The organism is Saccharothrix sp. CCNWYY140, from assembly GCF_037401995.1.
Taxonomy (GTDB): domain Bacteria; phylum Actinomycetota; class Actinomycetes; order Mycobacteriales; family Pseudonocardiaceae; genus Actinosynnema.
Genome location: NZ_JBBEGC010000051.1, coordinates 21,850 through 40,184 on the forward strand (window position 1 = coordinate 21,850; position 18,335 = coordinate 40,184).

An 18,335-nucleotide genomic window follows, 5' to 3' on the forward strand; every position below is an offset into this window, starting at 1 on the left:
GTCGTACCCGGGGCGTACCGTCGTGTCCGTGGCATTCCCAACCGAGATCCCGGTCAAGGCGCACTCGTCGCACCGCCCCGTCGGGGACATCCCCCGCTCCGACGGTCAGTTCCGCGTGGTCAGCGAGTACCAGCCGGCGGGCGACCAGCCGGCGGCCATCGCCGACCTGGAGCGCCGGATCAGGGGCGGGGAGAAGGACGTCGTGCTGCTCGGCGCCACCGGCACGGGCAAGTCCGCCACCACGGCGTGGCTGGTGGAGAAGCTGCAACGGCCCACGCTGGTGATGGCGCCGAACAAGACGCTGGCCGCGCAGCTGGCCAACGAGCTGAAGGAGTTCTTCCCGCACAACGCGGTGGAGTACTTCGTCAGCTACTACGACTACTACCAGCCCGAGGCGTACATCCCGCAGACCGACACCTACATCGAGAAGGACTCCTCGATCAACGAGGACGTGGAGCGGCTGCGCCACTCGGCCACCATGAGCCTGCTGACCAGGCGGGACGTGATCGTGGTCGCGTCCGTGTCGTGCATCTACGGCCTGGGCACACCGCAGTCCTACCTCGACCGGTCGATCCACCTGGAGGTCGGCGGGGAGGTCGAACGCGACCTGCTGCTGCGGGCGCTGGTCGACATCCAGTACGCGCGCAACGACATCGCGTTCAACCGGGGCACCTTCCGCGTCCGGGGCGACACGGTGGAGGTCATCCCGGCGTACGAGGAGCTGGCGATCCGCATCGAGTTCTTCGGCGACGAGATCGACAAGCTGTACTACCTGCACCCGCTCACCGGCGACGTGATCCGCGAGGTCGACGAACTGCGCATCTTCCCCGCCACGCACTACGTGGCCGGCCCGGAGCGCATGGAGAAGGCCATCCAGAACATCGAGGCGGAGCTGGCCGACCAGCTGGCGAAGCTGGAGCGGCAGGGCAAGCTCCTGGAGGCGCAGCGGCTGCGCATGCGCACCACGTACGACATCGAGATGATGCGCCAGGTCGGGTTCTGCTCGGGCATCGAGAACTACTCGCGCCACATCGACGACCGCGGCCCCGGCACCGCGCCCGCCACCCTGATCGACTACTTCCCGGACGACTTCCTGCTGGTCATCGACGAGTCCCACGTGACCGTGCCGCAGATCGGCGGCATGTACGAGGGTGACGCGTCCCGCAAGCGCAACCTGGTCGAGCACGGCTTCCGCCTGCCCAGCGCGCTGGACAACCGCCCGCTGACCTGGGAGGAGTTCGCCGACCGGATCGGCCAGACGGTGTACCTGTCGGCCACCCCCGGCCCGTACGAGATGGGCCAGGCGGGCGGCGAGTTCGTCGAACAGGTCATCCGCCCCACCGGCCTGGTCGACCCCGAGGTCGTCGTCAAGCCCACCGAGGGCCAGATCGACGACCTGGTCCACGAGATCCGCGTCCGAGCCGAACGCGACGAACGGGTCCTGGTCACCACCCTCACCAAGAAGATGGCCGAGGACCTCACCGACTACCTGCTGGAACTGGGCATCCGAGTCCGCTACCTGCACTCCGAGGTGGACACCCTCCGCCGCGTGGAGCTGTTGCGGCAGCTGCGCCTGGGCGAGTACGACGTCCTGATCGGCATCAACCTGCTGCGCGAGGGCCTGGACCTCCCGGAGGTCTCGCTGGTCGCGATCCTGGACGCCGACAAGGAGGGCTTCCTCCGCTCCGGCACCAGCCTGATCCAGACCATCGGCCGCGCGGCCCGCAACGTGTCCGGCGAGGTCCACATGTACGCGGACCGCATCACCGACTCGATGGCGCACGCGATCGAGGAGACCAACCGCAGGCGCGCCAAGCAGATCGCCTACAACGAGGCCAACGGCATCGACCCGCAGCCGCTGCGCAAGAAGATCACCGACATCCTGGAACAGGTCTACGCCGAGGCGGAAGACGCCATCGCCCCCGGCGGCTCCGGCCGCAACGCCTCCCGCGGCAAGAAGCCCACGGGCGACCCGGGCGCGAGCGGCCGAAGCTCGGGCGTCCTGGCCGACCGCGACACCACCACGATGGCCAGGTCCGAGTTGGCCGACCTGGTCCAGCAGCTCACGGACCAGATGATGAACGCGGCCCGAGAACTCCAGTTCGAACTGGCCGCCCGCCTCCGCGACGAAATCCAGGACCTGAAGAAGGAACTCCGAGGCATGGACGCGGCAGGCGTCAAGTAACCCCGCTCCCACCACACCGGCCCCGCCGCTCACCCAGCGGCGGGGCCACCTTCTTCCCGTTCGCGCAGACGCTCTAGCACGGCGGTCGCAGACACCGACAACTCACCTTTGAACTGCTCGGCCAACTCCCACACCCAATGCCGGCCGTCGGGGAACGTGATGCCCACGATCCGCAGCCAAGACGCCGGGGCTTCGTCCACCAGCTTCAGGCACTCCTCGACAGCAAGCCGTTGTTCCTCCGCGGAGACCACCGTGAAGCACCAGTCCACGATGCCGAGGAGGTCCAACGAGAGCAGTGCGCCGGCCTCACGCTCAGCGGTTCGTCCGCCGGCACGCAGGAGGACCATCGTGCCGACCGCGCCGAAGTCCGCCACCAGTCGAGTGCGATCGTCGCTCTCGTCCAGCGCGCGCAGCGTGGTGACCACCCAACCCCACGTGCCCCATTGGCTCGACAGCTCGATCAGGCGGACCAGTGTCGAGCGAGGGCGGCGAGCGATGGTCCAGGGGTCCGCCTCCGGCCCGAGCAGCCGATGGACCAGCGAGCTGGGTGCCTGCTCGGAGGCGATCAGCTCGTAGCCGATCTCCGGATGCAGCGTCGCCGGAGCGGCGTCAACAACGCGCAACGCTGCTTTGGAGAGGGCTTTCACCCACAGGTCGCGAGGGCTTTCGTCATCGAGTCGTGCGAATCCCTTCTCGCGGCGATCGGCGATCACGTCCGCGGTGATCGCCGGTAGCTCTTCCACCCACCGGTGTGCCTCGGCGTCGGACGCTGAGTCGAACCTGCGAACGGCCGGCGGCGTGTGCCAGAGACGGGTCGCCAAATCGGGATCGACCCTGGTGAACAGTTCGAAGTGCAGGGCGGTCGCGGTCGTGAGGAAGTCGAGTAGGAGGCTGCTCGCCGTGCTGTGCTTGGGGCGCACGTTGGAGGGCCTCGTCCCGTGCACCCGCCAGGCGCGCAGTTCCGCCCGTGCGTGGATCTCGTCGTGCAGGGCGCTGCCCCCGATGGTCGGCAGCTTGGCCAACTCTTCCAGCGGCGGTGGGTCGAAGGGGTTCGCGTCTTGGAGCGCCCAGCCGGCCAGGGCCGCCAACTCGTCGTCGCCGATCGCCTGGGCCAGGTCGTACCGCGCGGTCAAGTAGCCGGCCGGGCTGAGTTGGCCCAGCTTCGGTCGTGCTTCCAAGCGGAGACCGCCCGGCCTCACCTGGGCGGAGAGGACCGTGGAGACGCCCGTGAGGTTGTTGCGGCCCAAGCCCGCGCGCCACAGGTCGGTGAGGTTGGTCCACTTCCCGCCCAGCCGGCTCCAGTCCACCTCGAACGGGCCGCCGACGATGCACCGCAGGACGACGAGGTTGAGCGTGTAGGTGGCCAGGTTGGTGATGGGGGAGTTGGGCGGGAACGGGGTCTTGCGCGTACCCAGCAGCATGTCCGGCACCGCCGCGTCCTCCTGCCACAGGCCGAGCTGGCGGTAGCAGATCCGTTCGAGGTCGGTAGTGAAGCCCTCGGGCGTCCGGCCCGCCGCTGCCAGCCGGTGTGCGCTCCACTCGCGCAGCATCTCCAGCACGACCGGGCGGCTGTACAGGGGCGTGGCCATCAGGGTCGTGTACCAGTGGTCCGGCAGTGTGCCGAGGTGGCGGTCCAGCATGTGGCCGAGGCCGGGGTTGGCCGACAGGTGGCGCACGGTCTCCGTCTCGCCGAGCACCGTCTCCATGAGCCAGTGCGCGGCCAGGAACTCGCCGAACGTGTTGTGCAGGAACTCGAACGCCGCCTGACCGCCGGTCCCGGCACGCAACCGCGACCGCGACTCGTGGACGAAGAAGAAGCTGCCCAGGAGGAGTTCGGCCTGCCCGAGCTCCGGTCCCGGGGTCGAGGCGGCGGCCCGGTGCAGGCCGAAGTACCCGATGTCCCCGTCGAGGTCGCTCTTGGTGATGTGCAGCGAACGCCGGTTGAACATGCCCACGGCGGCCACCGCCAGGCGACGCAAGTCGGTGTCCACCAAGCGCCCGCGCTCTTCCACGTGCAGTGCGCGGAAGAGTTTGCCGTCCTCGCCCTTGAGGCGTTCGCGGGTGATGAACCTGGTCAGCAGGCCGTGGTAGAGGACGGTCCGGTCCAGGGAACCTTGCTGTGCCAAGCGGTTCCGGTCCGAGTCGTACAGGGCCAGCATGAGCAGCAGCAACGGCTGGCCGGCCAGGGTGCGGATGTTGTCATCGTCGGGCAGGTGGAACGGCTTGGTGTCGTGGGCGGTGAAGTACGGGTCGTTGGCGCGGTTCCAGATGTCGATCCACTCGGCTTGGCGGGCAGCGTCGAACTCCTCCAGGCGAACGACGGTGGAGCCGGCCGGGATCTCGGCCTTGTCGATGAGAGTCACCCGGCTGGTCACGATGACCCGGACCGTGCGGCCCTGCACGCGTTCGCGCTTCTGGAAGGCCGCCACCGCCATCAGGTACGTGCTGAACACCTTCCCGCTGGCCTGCAACAACTCGTCGTAGCCATCGAGGACCACCAGCGGTGGGCGGTCGCCGCAGCGGCTGGACAGTTCCGCCCAGTTCGCCTCGCGGCCGGTGTCGGCGCGGATCTGCTCCTCGATCTGGGTCTGGATGTCCGAGTCCGGGTTGATGTCCCGCAGCTCCACCCGCACCGGGTGGTACTCGCCGCCGGCCAGTCGCCCCGCGAGCACCTCGGTGAGCAGCGACTTGCCCGACCCCGGCTGGCCGAGCACGACCAGCGGCGCCTCCAGGCTGTACGGGCTGGACAGGTGCGCGAGCACGTACCGACCGATGTCGTGCCGCACGTCCAACCTCGACCACAGGTCTTCGTTCTCCAGCGGGCCGACGTCCCGGGTGTACCGGAGGGACCGGAACGCCTGCGGCACGAAGATGTCCGCCTTGGCCGGGTACCGGAGGTCGACGCCGTCACCCGAGTGGGTGTCGTCGATGATCGGCTCGTCGAGCGCCTCCCGGTACGCGCGCCCGAGGCCGGCCAGCGTCTCGTCCAGGTTGTCCTCGCGCGGGAGGGCGCGGGCGAGCGCGTCACCCAGGCCCGCCAGGCCGATGTCGACACCGGCGGGCCGGGCGGAGAGCAGTTCCAGCACGGCTTTGACGTCCGTGGCCACCTGGTCGAGGTTGCGCCGGGTGATCGCGTGCTCTTGCAGGTTCGCCCACACGTAGAACTCGTTGAACTCCACGCACAGCGCCTGGTACTGCGTCCGGTACAGCTTCTTCGCCACGTCCGGCAGTTCCCGGATCGCCGCGAGGACGTGGTCGCGCTCGGTCTCGTCGGCCTCGTCCCACACGGCGAGTTGGCGCACCAGGACCTCGAACGCGGCGGTCATCCGCGCGTAGAGCGGGTCCAGTTGGTTGGCGGTGTGCTCGACCAGGTCGTTGGGGTGGGGCAGGGCGATCTGGTAGCGGGCGAGCGCGGAGACGTCGTCCGCGCCGGCGGGTCCGCCGAGCCCGCGCACCGCCCGGTTGGTCAGCGCCAGGCGGTCCGCGTCGGTCAGGCCGAGCCGTTCGCGCAGTCCGGGCAGCATGCGGTGCACGGCCTCGAAGAACGCCGTGTAGCAGGTCAGGCAGTAGGCGGTGAGGAGCAGGTCGTGCCGGGTGAGCTTGTCGTCGGCGGGGCGCTTGGCCAACGTGCGGACGACGTGCTTCCCGGCTTTGACCAGTTCGTTCTTCGCGCCCAGCAACGGGAGCAGGGAGGGCGCGCCGACGGCGACGGGCGCCAGCACCAGGAGTGCGCCGCTGAGGGTGTCGAGGTTGTCCAGCAGCTTGCTGTCGGTGGACGCCGACTTCAGCAACCGGCACAGGCCGTCGAAGGTGAGTTCGTTGCGCGCGGTCTTGCTCCTGGGCGTCCCCATGATCGTGGATCGACGGCCGGCGAAGTCCTGTTACGGCGTTTCCATCCGCTATGAATGGGTCTTTTCGAGGTTGGCGGCCATCTTCTCCAGCGTGGTGACGGTGGCGGTGTACTCCTCGACGGCCAGGTCACCCATCTGGGCGGTGCGAACCGATGGTGGAGGTCCGGCGGCGACAGCGGCGGCGGGCGCCGGCAGGAGGCGTTCGACCGGGCCATGACCGGGTGGACCGAGGCGAAGCGGGAGGTGTTCGCGTCGTTGCTCACGCGGTTCGTCGGGGCATTGGCCTAGCGTGTGCGCGTGACGGTTGACGACGTGATCGCGTACTGCCTCGCCAAACCCGGCGCCGAGGAGAGCTACCCCTGGGGCGACGAGGAACTGGTCTGCAAGGTCGGTGGCAAGGCGTTCGCGTTCATCGGGCTGTCCGCCGAGTCCGTGGGCGTCAAGTGCGGCGTGAACGCCGAGGACGCGGTCGAGTGGCGCGACCGCTTCCCCGACGACATCACGATCAGCCCGTACATCGGCCGCTACGGCTGGAACCGCCTCCAGCTCGGCGGCAACGTCCCCGAGGACGACGTGCGCGAACTCGTCGACCGGTCCTACGACGCGGTCGTGGCGAAGCTGCCACGCGGCAAGCGGCCCCAGCGGCCCTAGCCCATGCCCTCTTCCGGCTGGAGCACGCCGAACAGGTTGCCCTCGGTGTCCCGGTAGTAGGCGAGCAGTCCGACGCCCGGCATGTGGTTCTTGGGCAGCGCGACGGTCCCGCCCGCGCCCTCGATGGCCGCGATGGTGGCGTCGACGTCCTCCACCCCGGTCGTCATCACGTACCCGTTGACCGGACCGTCCGGCTCGGGTTCGGGCCCCTGGCGCGGCAGCAGGCCACCGTTGACCCCGGGACCCTCCGCGCCGGTGGTGACGAGCCAGTACTCCTCCTGGCCCCACCGCTCGAACGTCCAGCCGAACACCGTCTCGTAGAAGGAGATCGCCCGCGCCGGATCCGCCGCGAAGATCTCGAAGTGCACAGGTCGAGGCATGGCCCGCACGCTACGCCCGACCACCGCCGGCCGCCGGGGGAACGAGCACCACCCGCCGCCGCACCCCGTCGTGCACCTCGGCCACCTCCGCCAACGGCACGGTCTCCGGCTCGACCAGCCGAACCGTCCCGTCATCCACCAGGTCCACCAGCGCCGCCAACTGCTCCCCGTCCGCCCGGATCCACACGTTCGCCACCCGGATGCCCCGCAACCCGACCGGCGTCGCCGACCCGAGCACCGCGACGAACGCCCCACCACCACGCACCGCGTCCAACGCCTCGACCCCCAACGCGGCGGCGTCCACCACCCCGTCCACCCCGCCGGGCACCACTTCCCGCACCGCCGCCCCGACATCCACCCCACGCGGCACCACCCAAGTGGCCCCGTAGGACCGCACCAACTCCGCATCGGCCGCCAACGCCACCACCCGCAACCCCCGCGCCACCGCGAGCTGCACGGCGAACCCACCCACGGACCCACCCGCGCCGGTCACCAACACGGACGCACCCACCGGCAGGTCCAACAGGTCCAACGCCTGCCACGCCGTCAACCCACCCAACGGCAACGTGGCAGCCGCCTCCAACGACACCGACCGAGGCGCCCGCGCCACCGCCGAAGCGTCCAACACCACGAACTCGGCCTGCGCCCCCAAGGTCGGCAACCGATCCCGCAACCCCACGACCACATCCCCCACGGCGAACGCCACACCGTCCCCCACCGCGTCCACCACGCCGGCCACGTCCCACCCCAGCCCCACCACAGGAGCCGACACCAACCCAGCCGCGTGCAACGCCCCCGACCGAGTGGCGAAGTCCACCGGATTGACCGCCGCCGCACACACCCGAACCCGCACCTGCCCCACCCCAGGCACAGGAACCGGCACATCCACCACTTCGACCACACCAAAGGACCGCACGATCACCGCAAGCATGCCCACGAACCTATGGAGAGCTACTCTCCATAGGGAAGTACGAACCCGAAAGTGCGTAGGGGAGCTCATGGTCACCCGAACGGCGAGCGAACGCCGCGAAGAACGCCGCCAGGCCTACGACGCCTACCTGAAGGAATGCCCGGCACGGCACCTGCTGGACCGCATCAGCGACAAGTGGGTCAGCCTGGTCCTGGTAGCCCTCTCCGAAGGCCCCCGCCGCTACAGCGAGCTGAACCACACCATCGCCGGCGTCAGCCAAAAGATGCTCACTCAGACCCTGCGCTCACTCGAACGGGACGGCCTGATCACGCGCAGGGTCACCGCCGAGGTCCCCGTCCGGGTCGACTACGAACTCACGCCCTCGGGCCACAGCCTCATGCCGGTCATGGCCGCGATCAAGAGCTGGGCGGAGGAGAACATCGAGGACGTCCTGGCGAGCCGGGAGCGCTATGACCGCTCCCGGCCCGAACAGTGATCAGGACGTGACGTCCTTGCGAGCGAACTTGCGGGCGGCCAGGAGCGTGAAGAACGCCCCATAAGCCAAAGCGGAGAACGTCCCCTTGGCCATCTGCGACCAGTCCACGTCGGACGACAACAAGTCCGCCCAAGCCAACGCGTAATGCGTGGGCAGGTAGTCCCGCAAATCCTCCAAAGCCGTGATCTGGTCCAAGATCTGCGACAGGATCGACACCAGCACCGCCCCGCCGACAGCGCCCAGCGGCGCGTCCGTCGACACCGACAGGTACAGCGCCAACCCCGCCACCCAGAACAGGTGGATGGAGATGTAGCAGACCGCCAGGGCCACCCCGTACACGCTGGACCCGAACGACGCCGCCTCACCGGTCGGTGAGACCGCCTCGCCCGCGCCGTACCAGGCCACGCCGACGCCCAGTGCCACCAACGGCAGCAGCACCAGCGCGAACACCGACAGCACCCCGGACGCCAGCGCCTTCTGGCGCAACAGCCTGTGCCGCGGGATCGGTGCCGCCAACAGGTACTTCAGGCTCGACCACGACGCCTCCGACGCGATCGTGTCGCCGAAGAACAGCGCCACGATCATCGGCAGCAGGAAGCTCCCGGACACGAACAGCGTGAGGATCACGAAGTTCACGCCGGACGCCGTCGCCAGGTCCACGAACCCGCCCGAGCGCCGGTTCGGCGACGCCTGACCGAGTTCGAACGCCACCACCAGGATGAACGGCAGCAGCACCAGGAAACCCAGCACCAACTGCGTCCGCCGCCGGCGCAACTGCCGCGCCAGCTCGACCCGCACCGGCAGCGTCCGCCCGGCCCGGTAGCCCACCTTCGACCCGTCCGGCGCGACGGCCGCGTTCTCGTGCTCCGCCGCGTCGGTCAGGTCCGAGATCGCCGACGGGTCGGTGTGCACACCGTTCTCAGTCATTCGCCCACCAACTCCAGGAACGCGTCCTCCAACCGACGGCGCGGACCGGCCTGGTCGACCGCCACCCCCGCCGCCACCAAAGCCTGCAACGCCTCCGCGCGCGGAGTCCCGTTCAGGCTCGCGTGGACCTGCTCGCCGTCCACCGACACGCTCCGGACCCCGGACAACCCGCGCAGCACGTCGGCCGCCTCCTCGGGCCGGTCGACCCGGAAGCTGGCCTCGCCGCCGCCCGTCGCGATCTCCTCGACCGGACCGGCCGCGACCAGGGTGCCCTTGTGCATGACCACGACGTGGCTGCACGTCTGCTCGACCTCGGCGAGCAGGTGGGAGGACACCAGCACCGTGCGCCCGGCGGCGGCGTAGCGCCGCAGGACCTCGCGCATCTGGTGGATCTGGGGCGGGTCGAGCCCGTTGGTCGGCTCGTCGAGCACGAGCAGGTCCGGCAGGCCGAGCATGGCCTGGGCGATGGCGAGCCGCTGCCGCATGCCCTGGCTGTAGGTCCGGACCTTGCGGTGCACCGCGCCGCCCAGGCCCGCGATCTCCAGGGCCTCGTCGAAGTGCGCCTGCTCGACCGGACGGCCGGTGGCCGCCCAGTACAGCTTGAGGTTCGCGATGCCGGACAGGTGGGGCAGGAAGCCCGACCCCTCCACGAACGACCCGATCCGCGACAGCACGGGCGCGCCGGCGTGGACCCGGTGCCCGAACACCCTGATCTCGCCCTCCGAAGGCGTGATCAGGCCCATCAGCATCCGCAGCGTGGTCGTCTTGCCCGCGCCGTTGGGGCCGAGCAGACCCAGCACCTGGCCGTGCTCCACCCGGAACGACAGGTCCCGCACCGCGGTCAGCCCGCCGGGGTAGGACTTGGTCAGGCTCGAGATGACCAGCGGGACCGACGTCAGCTCGGGGTCGACGTCCGCGGTCAGCCGGCGGCGGAACCACGCCACCACGGCCACCACCAGGCACACCAGCAGCACGATCGCGATGCCCCACAGGGCGCCGGTCGGCACCTCGCTGGTCGCGTTCGCGCCCGGCACCACCGGCACCGCCAGGTCCGGCGAGGCCAGCGAGATCCGGTAGGCCGCCGGGGCGGTGGCGTTGGCGTAGGCCTGGTCGGTCGTGGACACCACCAGCTGGAGACGGTGGTCGCTCTCCACCGGCCGCACCGCGCCGGGCAGCGTCACGGTCACCTCGACCGGCGTGCCGTCCGCGGGCAGGTTCCGCACGCGGAACGGCGCCACGGCCGACCCGGGCAGGGTCCGCACCCCGTTGGCGTCCGCGTCGTACAGCTTGGCGAACAGCACCGCGCCCTCGGGCGGCACCACCGTGCCCGGCACGGCCGACACCTTCAACCGGACCGTGGACGACCCGGTCAGCAGCACCTGCGAGGTGAACGGCTCGCTGGCGAACACGGCCGCCTGGCCGGGCAGGTCCAGCGACAGCCGCGACGTCAGCGAGGACGACCGCGACAGCGCCGACCCCAGGCCGGGCAGGCTCGACACGGCCGCCGGGTTGCCGCCCGCCGGGTTGACCACCGTCTGGTCCCGCCCGGACAGGGCCACGTTCCTGCGCTCCGCCGCGCTGCCGCCGTTCAGGCCGGGGTAGCTCGGCGCGATGACGTTGCGCAGCGACGGCGCTCCGCTGCTGCGGAACGCGCCCACGACCGTGTACTCGAAGCCGGTGCCCGGGTCGGCGCCCTTGCCGTCGAGGTGGAAGGCCATCCAGTCGGCGATCTGCCCGCGCAGCTCGGGGCCGGGCGACCCGCCGTCGTGGCCGCCGGAGTACCAGACGACCTTCACCTTCGCGCCGTTCGCGGCGATCTGGCGGGCGTTGGCGTCGGCCTGGTCCAGGCCGAACAGGGTGTCCTGCTCGCCCTGCACCAGCAGCGTCGGCTGGGTGATCTTGTCGGTCACCGAGGACGGGGAGGCGCGGCGCAGGATCTCCAGCGTCTTCTCGCTCGCCCGGCCCGTCGTGGCGACCTCGGTGTAGGCCGCGCACACGTCCGCGGCGAACCGGCCGCACGCGCCGTTCACCGGGGCTGCCGGCCGGCCCTGCTGCGCGCCCTGCTGTTGCGGTGCCGTGACCGCTGCCGCCGCGTCGGCCGCCTGACCTGCGGCGTCGTCGTCCTGGCCGGGCTCGGCGGCCTCCTGGCCGGGGCTCGCGAGGTCTCCGCCGGACAGGCCCGCGGAGAAGAAGATGCCCGCCCAGGACCGCTTGAACACGCCGTCGTCGGCGAACGCGCCCACCGCCGGCGTCCCGGCGTCCACCCGGTCGGGCCGGGCCGAGTTGGGCAGCAGCGCCTGGCCCAGGTCGTTGAACGTGATGACCGGCGCGATGGTGTCCACCCGCGGGTCCACGCCGGCCAGCGACAGCGCCAGCGCGCCGCCGTAGGACCCGCCGGTCACGCCCACGCGCGGGTCGCCCGCGGCGTCGGTGCGCACCTCCTCGCGGGTGGCGAGCCAGTCCAGCAGCTTCTGGGCGTCGCGGACCTCGTGGTCCAGCGAGTTCAGCTCGATGCTGCCGGTGCTGCGGCCGAAGCCGCGCGCCGAGTAGGCCAGGACGACGAACCCGCCCTGGGCCAGCTCACGGGCCTGGGCGGAGACGCCGTCCTTGCTGCCGCCGAAGCCGTGCGGGAGCAGGATCGCCGGCGCGGGGGTGCGTTCGGGCAGGTAGAGGGTGGTGTCGAGCTGGACCGTGCGGTCGCTGCCGGGGCTTTCCGGCACGTCGATCACCGCGTCGCGGGTGCTCACCGGCGGAGGGTCGTCGCCCGACCGCACCCAGACCACGATGGCGCCCACCAGGGCGACCAGCACGACCAGCGCGGGGAGCGACCACCTGCCGCGGAGGCGGGAGGTTGGGGCCACGAGCCTGAGGTTAGGCCGACTGCGTCACACTGGCGTGTGATGCTGAGAAGACGTGATCTCCGAGGTTGCCCTTTCTCAGGGAAAGCCCACCCGAGCGGGTGTGTCTGATCACGCCGGCTGGCGCGAACCCGCAGTTGTGCGTGAGACTGGGCAGCGAAATGTGGAGGGGAGTACTCCCTCGCGGCGGTGTCGTCAGCACGGAGCCCAGCGTCGGGTTCCCGGTGCCGCCGGTCGACCGGTTCGCCCGATCGGCGGAGGAGACCTCCGGTCATTGGCGTGCGCGCGATGTACCGGAGGTGTGTCGATGGGTGTCCCTGCGTGGTTGTGGATCGCGACGATCGCGGGCTTGTTGGCCTTGCTCGCGATCGACCTGTTCATCGTCGACCGCAAGCCGCACGAGGTCACCATCGGCGAAGCCGGCCGGTGGGTGACCTTCTACGTCGCCGTCGCGATCGCGTTCGGCCTGGGCATCTGGTACTTCGCCGGCGGCACCTACGCGGGTGAGTTCTTCGCCGGGTACATCACGGAGTACTCGCTCAGCGTCGACAACCTCTTCATCTTCCTGATCATCATGAGCACCTTCAAGGTGCCCGCGATCCACCAGCACAAGGTGCTGCTCGTGGGCATCGTGATGGCGCTGGTCATGCGCGGCATCTTCATCGCCGTCGGCGCGGCCGTGATCGCCCAGTTCAGCTGGGTCTTCTACCTGTTCGGCGCGTTCCTGATCTACACCGGCTACAAGCTGGCGCGGACGGACCACGACGAGGAGGAAGAGGAGTTCAAGGAGAACGCGGCGCTGCGCCTGGTCCGCAAGATCTTCCCGGTGACCGACCAGTACCACGACTCCAAGTCGTTCATCCGGATCAACGGCAAGCGGTTCGTGACCCCGATGTTCATCGTGATGGTCGCGATCGGCACCACGGACCTGCTGTTCGCGCTGGACTCGATCCCGGCGATCTTCGGCCTGACCAAGGAGCCGTTCCTGGTCTTCACCGCCAACGCGTTCGCCCTGATGGGCCTGCGGCAGCTGTACTTCCTGCTCGGCGGCCTGCTCAGCAAGCTGATCTACCTGTCGATCGGGCTGTCGGTGATCCTCGGGTTCATCGGCGTGAAGCTGATCCTCGAGGCGCTGCACTCCAACTCGCTGCCCTTCCTCAACGGCGGCGAGCCGCTGCCGGTGCCGGTGATCGGGATCGAGCTGTCGCTGTCGGTCATCGTGGGCGTCCTGGCCATCACCACGGTCGCGTCCCTGATCAAGGTCAAGCGCGACCCGGAGTCGGCCAAGCAGGTCGCGAAGTAACTCCAGGCACCCACCGCGCGCCGCGTTCCCCGTCGGGACGCGGCGCGCGGTGCTTTTCCGGGGATCTCCTGGCGGCCGTCGAGGTGATCTCACGATTAGTTGGAATTTTCCGAAATACATCGAAGAATCAGTTACTTCATGACGATCACTCTCCTTAGGGTGACCGGGTGAAGTTCGGAGTTCTCGGGCCGCTCACGGTGCGCACGTCCGACGGTGCGCCGGTGCCCATTCGCGGCAAACGCCTGCGGACCCTCCTTTCCGTGCTGCTGGTGCACGCCGGCCGGCCCGTCGCCGCGCACCAGCTCGTGGACGCGCTGTGGGAGGGCGAGCCGCCCAAGTCGTACCTGTCCAACCTGCACACCTACGTGTCCCGGCTGCGCGACCGGCTGCCCGACCTGCGCATCGACCACACCGACGGCCTCTACACCGCCCGCGTCGACCCCGCCGACCTCGACCTGCTGGTCTTCCGAGGCCGGGTGGACGCGGCGCGGCTGGCCGTGCGGCGCGGCGAGCACGCGCTGGCCGCCGACCTCTACCGCAGCGCGCTGGCGCTGTTCCGCGACCGGCCGCTGCTGGACCTGGACGCGCCCGCGCTGGAGCCGGAGATCTCGCACCTGGAGTCCACCCGGCTGCTGCTGGTCGAGGACCGGTTCGAGGCCGAGCTGGCCGCCGGGCGGCACGTCGAGGTGGTCGCCGAGCTGGAGGCGCTGGTCGCCGAGCAGCCCACCCGCGAACGGCTGTGCCGCCAGCTCATGCTCGCGCTGTGCGCGGCGGGCCGGCAGGCCGACGCCCTGGCCGCCTACCGCACCACCCGGGACCGGCTGGTCGAGGCGGTCGGCGTGGAACCCGGCCCGGCGCTGCGCCGGCTGCACCGCGAGATCCTGCGCGGCGACGTGCCCGAACCACCCCCGGTCGGCGGCGAGGCGAGCGTGTTCCCGATCTGCCAGCTGCCGCCGGACACCGCGGACTTCCGCGGTCGCCGCGCCGAGGAGCGGCGGCTGGTGGACCTGCTCGGCGCCGCCGGCCCGGTGCCGGTGGTGGTGCTGACCGGCCAGCCCGGGGTCGGCAAGACCGCGCTGGCGGTCCGGGTCGCCCACCGCCTGCGCACGCGGTTCCCGGACGGCCAGCTGTTCCTGGACCTGCGGGGCTCCTGCGCGACCCCGCGGTCGCCGGGTGACCTGGTGGCGGGCCTGCTGCGGGCGTTGCAGGCCGACGTGCCCGACGACGTGGCGGAACGGGCGGCGGCGCTGCGCGCGGTGCTGGCCGACCGGCGGGTCCTGGTCGTGCTGGACGACGCCGCGCACGCCGACCAGGTCCGGGCGTTGCTGCCCGGCACGGCGGGGTCCGCGGTGCTGGTGACGGCGTGTCGGCGCATGGACGACCTGGCGGGCTCCACCCCGCTGCCGGTCGGCCCGCTCACCCCGCAGGACGCCCGCGAGCTGCTGGCGGCCGTGGCCGGACCCGAGCGGGTGGCGGCGGAGGAGGCGGCGGCCGACGAGGTGGCGCGGCTGTGCGGGCACCTGCCGCTGGCCGTGCGGATCGCCGCGACCCGGCTGGCGCAGCGCCCCCACCTGGGCATCGCGGCGTTCGCGGCGCGGCTGGCCGACGAGCGCGGCCGGTTGGACGAGCTGTGCGTGGGCGGGGTCGGGGTGCGGTCCGGGCTGGAACGGGTCCACGCGCGGCTGCGCCCCGGGGCGCGGTGGGCGGCCGGGCGGATTGCCGCCCTTGGGGCGCGGGAGGTGTCGGAACGCGAGGTCACCGGCCTGCTGGAGGTGGTGGCGGGTCGCGAGGTGGCCGGGCCGTCCGGGGAAGTCGATGCGGACGCCGTGCTGGAGGAGTTGGTCGCCTTCGGGCTGCTGGAACTCCAGGCGTCGGGCGAGGCGCGGTACCGGGTGCCCGAGCTGTTCCGTGTTTACGCGCAGGAACAGAGCGAGGGGTGAGGGCCTGAGCCCCCACCCCTCGCTCTGCGGATCCGATCAGACTCCGGTGCAGGCAGCCGTCGCGAACGGGCCGGTGGCGGTCTTCGTCGACACCACCGCGCCGTCCACGGTGATCTTGCAGGTCACCGTGCCGCCGTTCTCGCCGGCCGTGACGGTCAGCGTGCCGCCCTTGTAGACGCCCTTGTTCTCCACCTGCTTGGTCCACGGCAGGGTCGGCGCCGTCTCCGACTTCGGGTCCAACACCTCGCCGTAGAGGATCTCCACGTCGGTGGCGTCGCCGGTCACCTCGTAGTCCACCTTGGCGACCCGCTCCACCTCCTGCTTCACCTCGTCGACGGCGGCGTTGAAGATGAACACCCAGGTGATGCACACGGCCAGGCCGAGCACGGACGCCACGACACCGGCGATGGACAGGCCCTTGTTGGTGGCCTTGCCCTTGCTCACCCGTGCGATGCCCACGGCGGAGAAGATCAGACCCAGGACGACCAGGGGCCACGCCACCACCCCGATGAACGGGACCGGCGACAACACCAGCCCCACCACCCCGAGGACGAACCCGGCGGTGCCCAGGCCGTTCCTGGGCGGCACGGGCGCGGTCGGCGGCACGGGCGGGTAGGAGGTCTGCTGGGACATTTGTCCTTCACTTTCATTGCGGGGAACAACAATTCGCCCCGGCCGCGGAATTCGTGAGAACGGCTCGAAAGGCGTCGCACAGCGTGCCAACGCCCACCACACGCGCGGCACACCCGCGATCCACAAAGCGCCAGGCCCGCGGATCGCGCCGGGTATCCGGGTCGAACCCGTCCGTGACGCCAACTGTGAGCGTCAATTTTCTCGTGAGCCTTGCTAACGAACACTGGGGTAACGTCCGTGTTCGTGCGCCCCGATGACTTGCAGTCGCTGACCCTGCCCGGCTCGGTGTCGGTCCAGGGCGACCTCGTCCTGGTGAACGTCGCCACGCCCGACCTCACCGCGAACGCCTACCGGGGCGGCCTGTACCGCGTGCCCCTGGACGGCTCCGGCGCGCAGCGCTGGACCTGGGCCGACCGCGACCTCGCCCCGCGGATCTCGCCGGACGGCCGCTGGGTCGCCTTCCTGCGCGCGGAGAAGGGCGGGAAGCCGCAACTCCACGTCATGCCCGCCACCGGCGGCGACGCGCGGCGGCTGACCGACCTCCCGCTGGGCGCGGGCGCGCCGGTGTGGTCGCCCGACTCCACGCGGCTGGCCTTCACCTCCCGCGTGCCCGAGGCCGGCCGCTACGGCGTGCCGGTCGCGGAGGGCGAGGAGCCGTGGAAGCCGGAGTCCGAGGCGCCCCGGCACATCCGGCGGCTGGACTACCGCTACGACGACATCGGCTTCGTCGGCGACCGCTGCCCGCGCCTGTTCACCGTCGACGCCCTCGACCCCGAGGTGCAGCCGGTCGAGCTGACCGACGGGTCCTTCGACGTGGCCGACCCGGCGTGGACCTCCGACGGCACCGCGCTGGTGTTCGTGTCCGACCGGGAGCTGGGCGCGGTGGAGACGCTGCACCAGGACGTCTACCGGGTGGCTGCGGGCGGTGGCGAGCCGGAGCTGTACGTGCGGTCGAAGGGCATCGTCGCGCACCCGGTCGCGTTCGGCGACGGGATCCTGTTCTACGGCAGCGAGTTCACCGGCGTGCACAGCGTGGCCCGGAACATGAGCGTGTGGCGCTTCACGGACGGGACTTTGACCCGGCTCACCGAGCTGGAGAGCGTCGATTGCGAGCGGGCTGCCGGCGCGCCCGTGGTGACCGAGGCTGGTGTGCTGGTCGCCGTGCGCAACCGGGGCGCGGTGGAGTTGCGCCGGGTGCCCGTCGACGGGGTCGAGGTGCCGCTGGCCGAGTTGGAGTTGTTGGCGGGCGAGCGGGCCGAGGTGAAGTCGTTCGCGGCGGACGGCGATGTCGCGGTGGCGGTCGTGGCGCGTACCGACAACACCGGCGAGGTCGTGCGGGTTGGCGGTGGCGAGCTGACGTCTTTTGGTTCTTCTGTGCCGCTTCGGGAGGCGGTCGAGCTGACCGGGGCCGCGTCCGACGGGTATCCGGTGCACGGCTGGCTGGTGCTGCCCGAGGGCGAGGGGCCGCACCCGGTGTTGTTGGTGGTGCACGGCGGCCCGTTCATGTACCACGGGTGGGGGTTCTTCGACGAGGCCCAGGTGTACGCCGCTGCCGGGTATGCGGTCGTGCTGCCCAACCCGCGTGGTTCCGCCGGGTATGGGCAGGCGCACGGGCAGTCCGTGGTCGGCGGGTTCGGCACGGTGGACGTGGATGACGTGCTGTCGGTGCTCGATGTGGCACTGGAGCGGCCGGACCTCGACGCCGATCGGGTCGGCGTGATGGGTGGCTCGTACGGCGGCTTCATGACGTCGTGGCTGGCGGCGCACCACGGCGAGCGGTTCCGGGCGGCGTGGAGCGAGCGCGCGGTCAACGCGTGGGACTCGTTCTCCGGCTCGTCGGACATCGGCTGGTTCTTCACCGAGGCCTACTGCGGGCCGAGCCTGGAGACGCAGCGGGCCATGTCGCCGCTGACCTACGCGGAGAAGGTCTCCATCCCGTTCATGGTGGTGCACTCCGAGCACGACTGGCGGTGCCCGCTGGAGCAGGCTCAGCGGCAGTTCGTGGCCCTGCGCCGCAATGGCGTCGAGGCGGAGATGCTGCTGTTCCCCGGCGAGGGTCACGAGCTGACGCGTTCGGGGCAGCCGCGGCATCGCAAGCAGCGGTTCGACCACGTTCTGGCGTGGTGGGCTCGGCACCTGTCCTGACTTGCCGGCGGCCTTCCCCGTGAGTGGGGGAGGCCGCGGTGGCTGTGCGCAGTGGT

The 18,335-nt window shown here is 70.7% G+C and carries 12 protein-coding genes; 6 read left to right on the plus strand and 6 right to left on the minus strand.

Annotated elements, in window-relative coordinates; genetic code table 11:
- Positions 1 to 28 precede the first annotated feature (28 nt).
- Complete coding sequence (gene uvrB, locus WBN91_RS22070; protein ID WP_337726017.1) at positions 29 to 2,185, plus strand: excinuclease ABC subunit UvrB; 2,157 nt, start codon at positions 29 to 31, stop codon at positions 2,183 to 2,185.
- Between the two features lie 29 nt (positions 2,186 to 2,214).
- On the opposite strand, the gene WBN91_RS22075 is transcribed toward uvrB, so the two are convergent.
- A complete protein-coding gene (locus WBN91_RS22075) occupies positions 2,215 to 6,036 on the minus strand; it encodes an NACHT domain-containing protein (protein WP_337726018.1) in 3,822 nt (1,273 codons plus the stop codon).
- Between the two features lie 297 nt (positions 6,037 to 6,333).
- Between WBN91_RS22075 and WBN91_RS22080 the strand changes: the two genes are divergently transcribed.
- A complete protein-coding gene (locus tag WBN91_RS22080; RefSeq protein ID WP_337726019.1) occupies positions 6,334 to 6,687 on the plus strand; it encodes an MmcQ/YjbR family DNA-binding protein in 354 nt (117 codons plus the stop codon).
- Here the strand turns inward: WBN91_RS22080 and WBN91_RS22085 are convergent.
- Positions 6,684 to 7,067: a VOC family protein gene (locus tag WBN91_RS22085; RefSeq protein ID WP_337726020.1), complete on the minus strand. Its 384-nt coding sequence runs from the start codon at positions 7,065 to 7,067 to the stop codon at positions 6,684 to 6,686. The genes WBN91_RS22080 and WBN91_RS22085 overlap by 4 nt on opposite strands.
- A gap of 10 nt (positions 7,068 to 7,077) precedes the next feature.
- Positions 7,078 to 7,998: an NADP-dependent oxidoreductase gene (locus WBN91_RS22090; protein ID WP_337726021.1), complete on the minus strand. Its 921-nt coding sequence runs from the start codon at positions 7,996 to 7,998 to the stop codon at positions 7,078 to 7,080.
- A gap of 67 nt (positions 7,999 to 8,065) precedes the next feature.
- Here WBN91_RS22090 and WBN91_RS22095 point away from each other — a divergent pair, with 67 nt between their 5' ends.
- Positions 8,066 to 8,473 carry a winged helix-turn-helix transcriptional regulator gene (locus tag WBN91_RS22095; protein WP_337726022.1) on the plus strand — a complete coding sequence of 136 codons (408 nt, stop codon included), beginning with the start codon at positions 8,066 to 8,068 and terminating at the stop codon, positions 8,471 to 8,473.
- Here the strand turns inward: WBN91_RS22095 and WBN91_RS22100 are convergent, their stop codons facing one another.
- Complete coding sequence (locus tag WBN91_RS22100; protein WP_337726023.1) at positions 8,474 to 9,400, minus strand: ABC transporter permease; 927 nt, start codon at positions 9,398 to 9,400, stop codon at positions 8,474 to 8,476. It abuts the gene before it with no gap.
- Complete coding sequence (locus WBN91_RS22105; protein ID WP_337726024.1) at positions 9,397 to 12,261, minus strand: alpha/beta fold hydrolase; 2,865 nt, start codon at positions 12,259 to 12,261, stop codon at positions 9,397 to 9,399. Before WBN91_RS22105 ends, WBN91_RS22100 begins: the two co-directional genes overlap by 4 nt.
- Before the next feature lie 304 nt (positions 12,262 to 12,565).
- Between WBN91_RS22105 and WBN91_RS22110 the strand changes: the two genes are divergently transcribed.
- On the plus strand, positions 12,566 to 13,561 hold the full coding sequence (locus WBN91_RS22110) for a TerC family protein (protein ID WP_337726025.1): 996 nt from the start codon (positions 12,566 to 12,568) through the stop codon (positions 13,559 to 13,561).
- 167 nt (positions 13,562 to 13,728) lie between these two features.
- Positions 13,729 to 15,501 (plus strand): AfsR/SARP family transcriptional regulator, encoded by a 1,773-nt coding sequence (locus tag WBN91_RS22115; RefSeq protein ID WP_337726026.1) that lies wholly within the window; start codon positions 13,729 to 13,731, stop codon positions 15,499 to 15,501.
- Between the two features lie 36 nt (positions 15,502 to 15,537).
- Here the strand turns inward: WBN91_RS22115 and WBN91_RS22120 are convergent, their stop codons facing one another.
- The gene (locus tag WBN91_RS22120) at positions 15,538 to 16,134 is read right to left on the minus strand and encodes an MmpS family transport accessory protein (protein WP_337726027.1); all 597 of its coding nucleotides are present in this window, start codon (positions 16,132 to 16,134) and stop codon (positions 15,538 to 15,540) included.
- Positions 16,135 to 16,377: 243 nt separating this feature from the next.
- Between WBN91_RS22120 and WBN91_RS22125 the strand changes: the two genes are divergently transcribed.
- Positions 16,378 to 18,279, plus strand: coding sequence for a S9 family peptidase (locus tag WBN91_RS22125; protein ID WP_337726028.1), 1,902 nt, complete (start codon positions 16,378 to 16,380; stop codon positions 18,277 to 18,279).
- Positions 18,280 to 18,335: the final 56 nt, after the last annotated feature.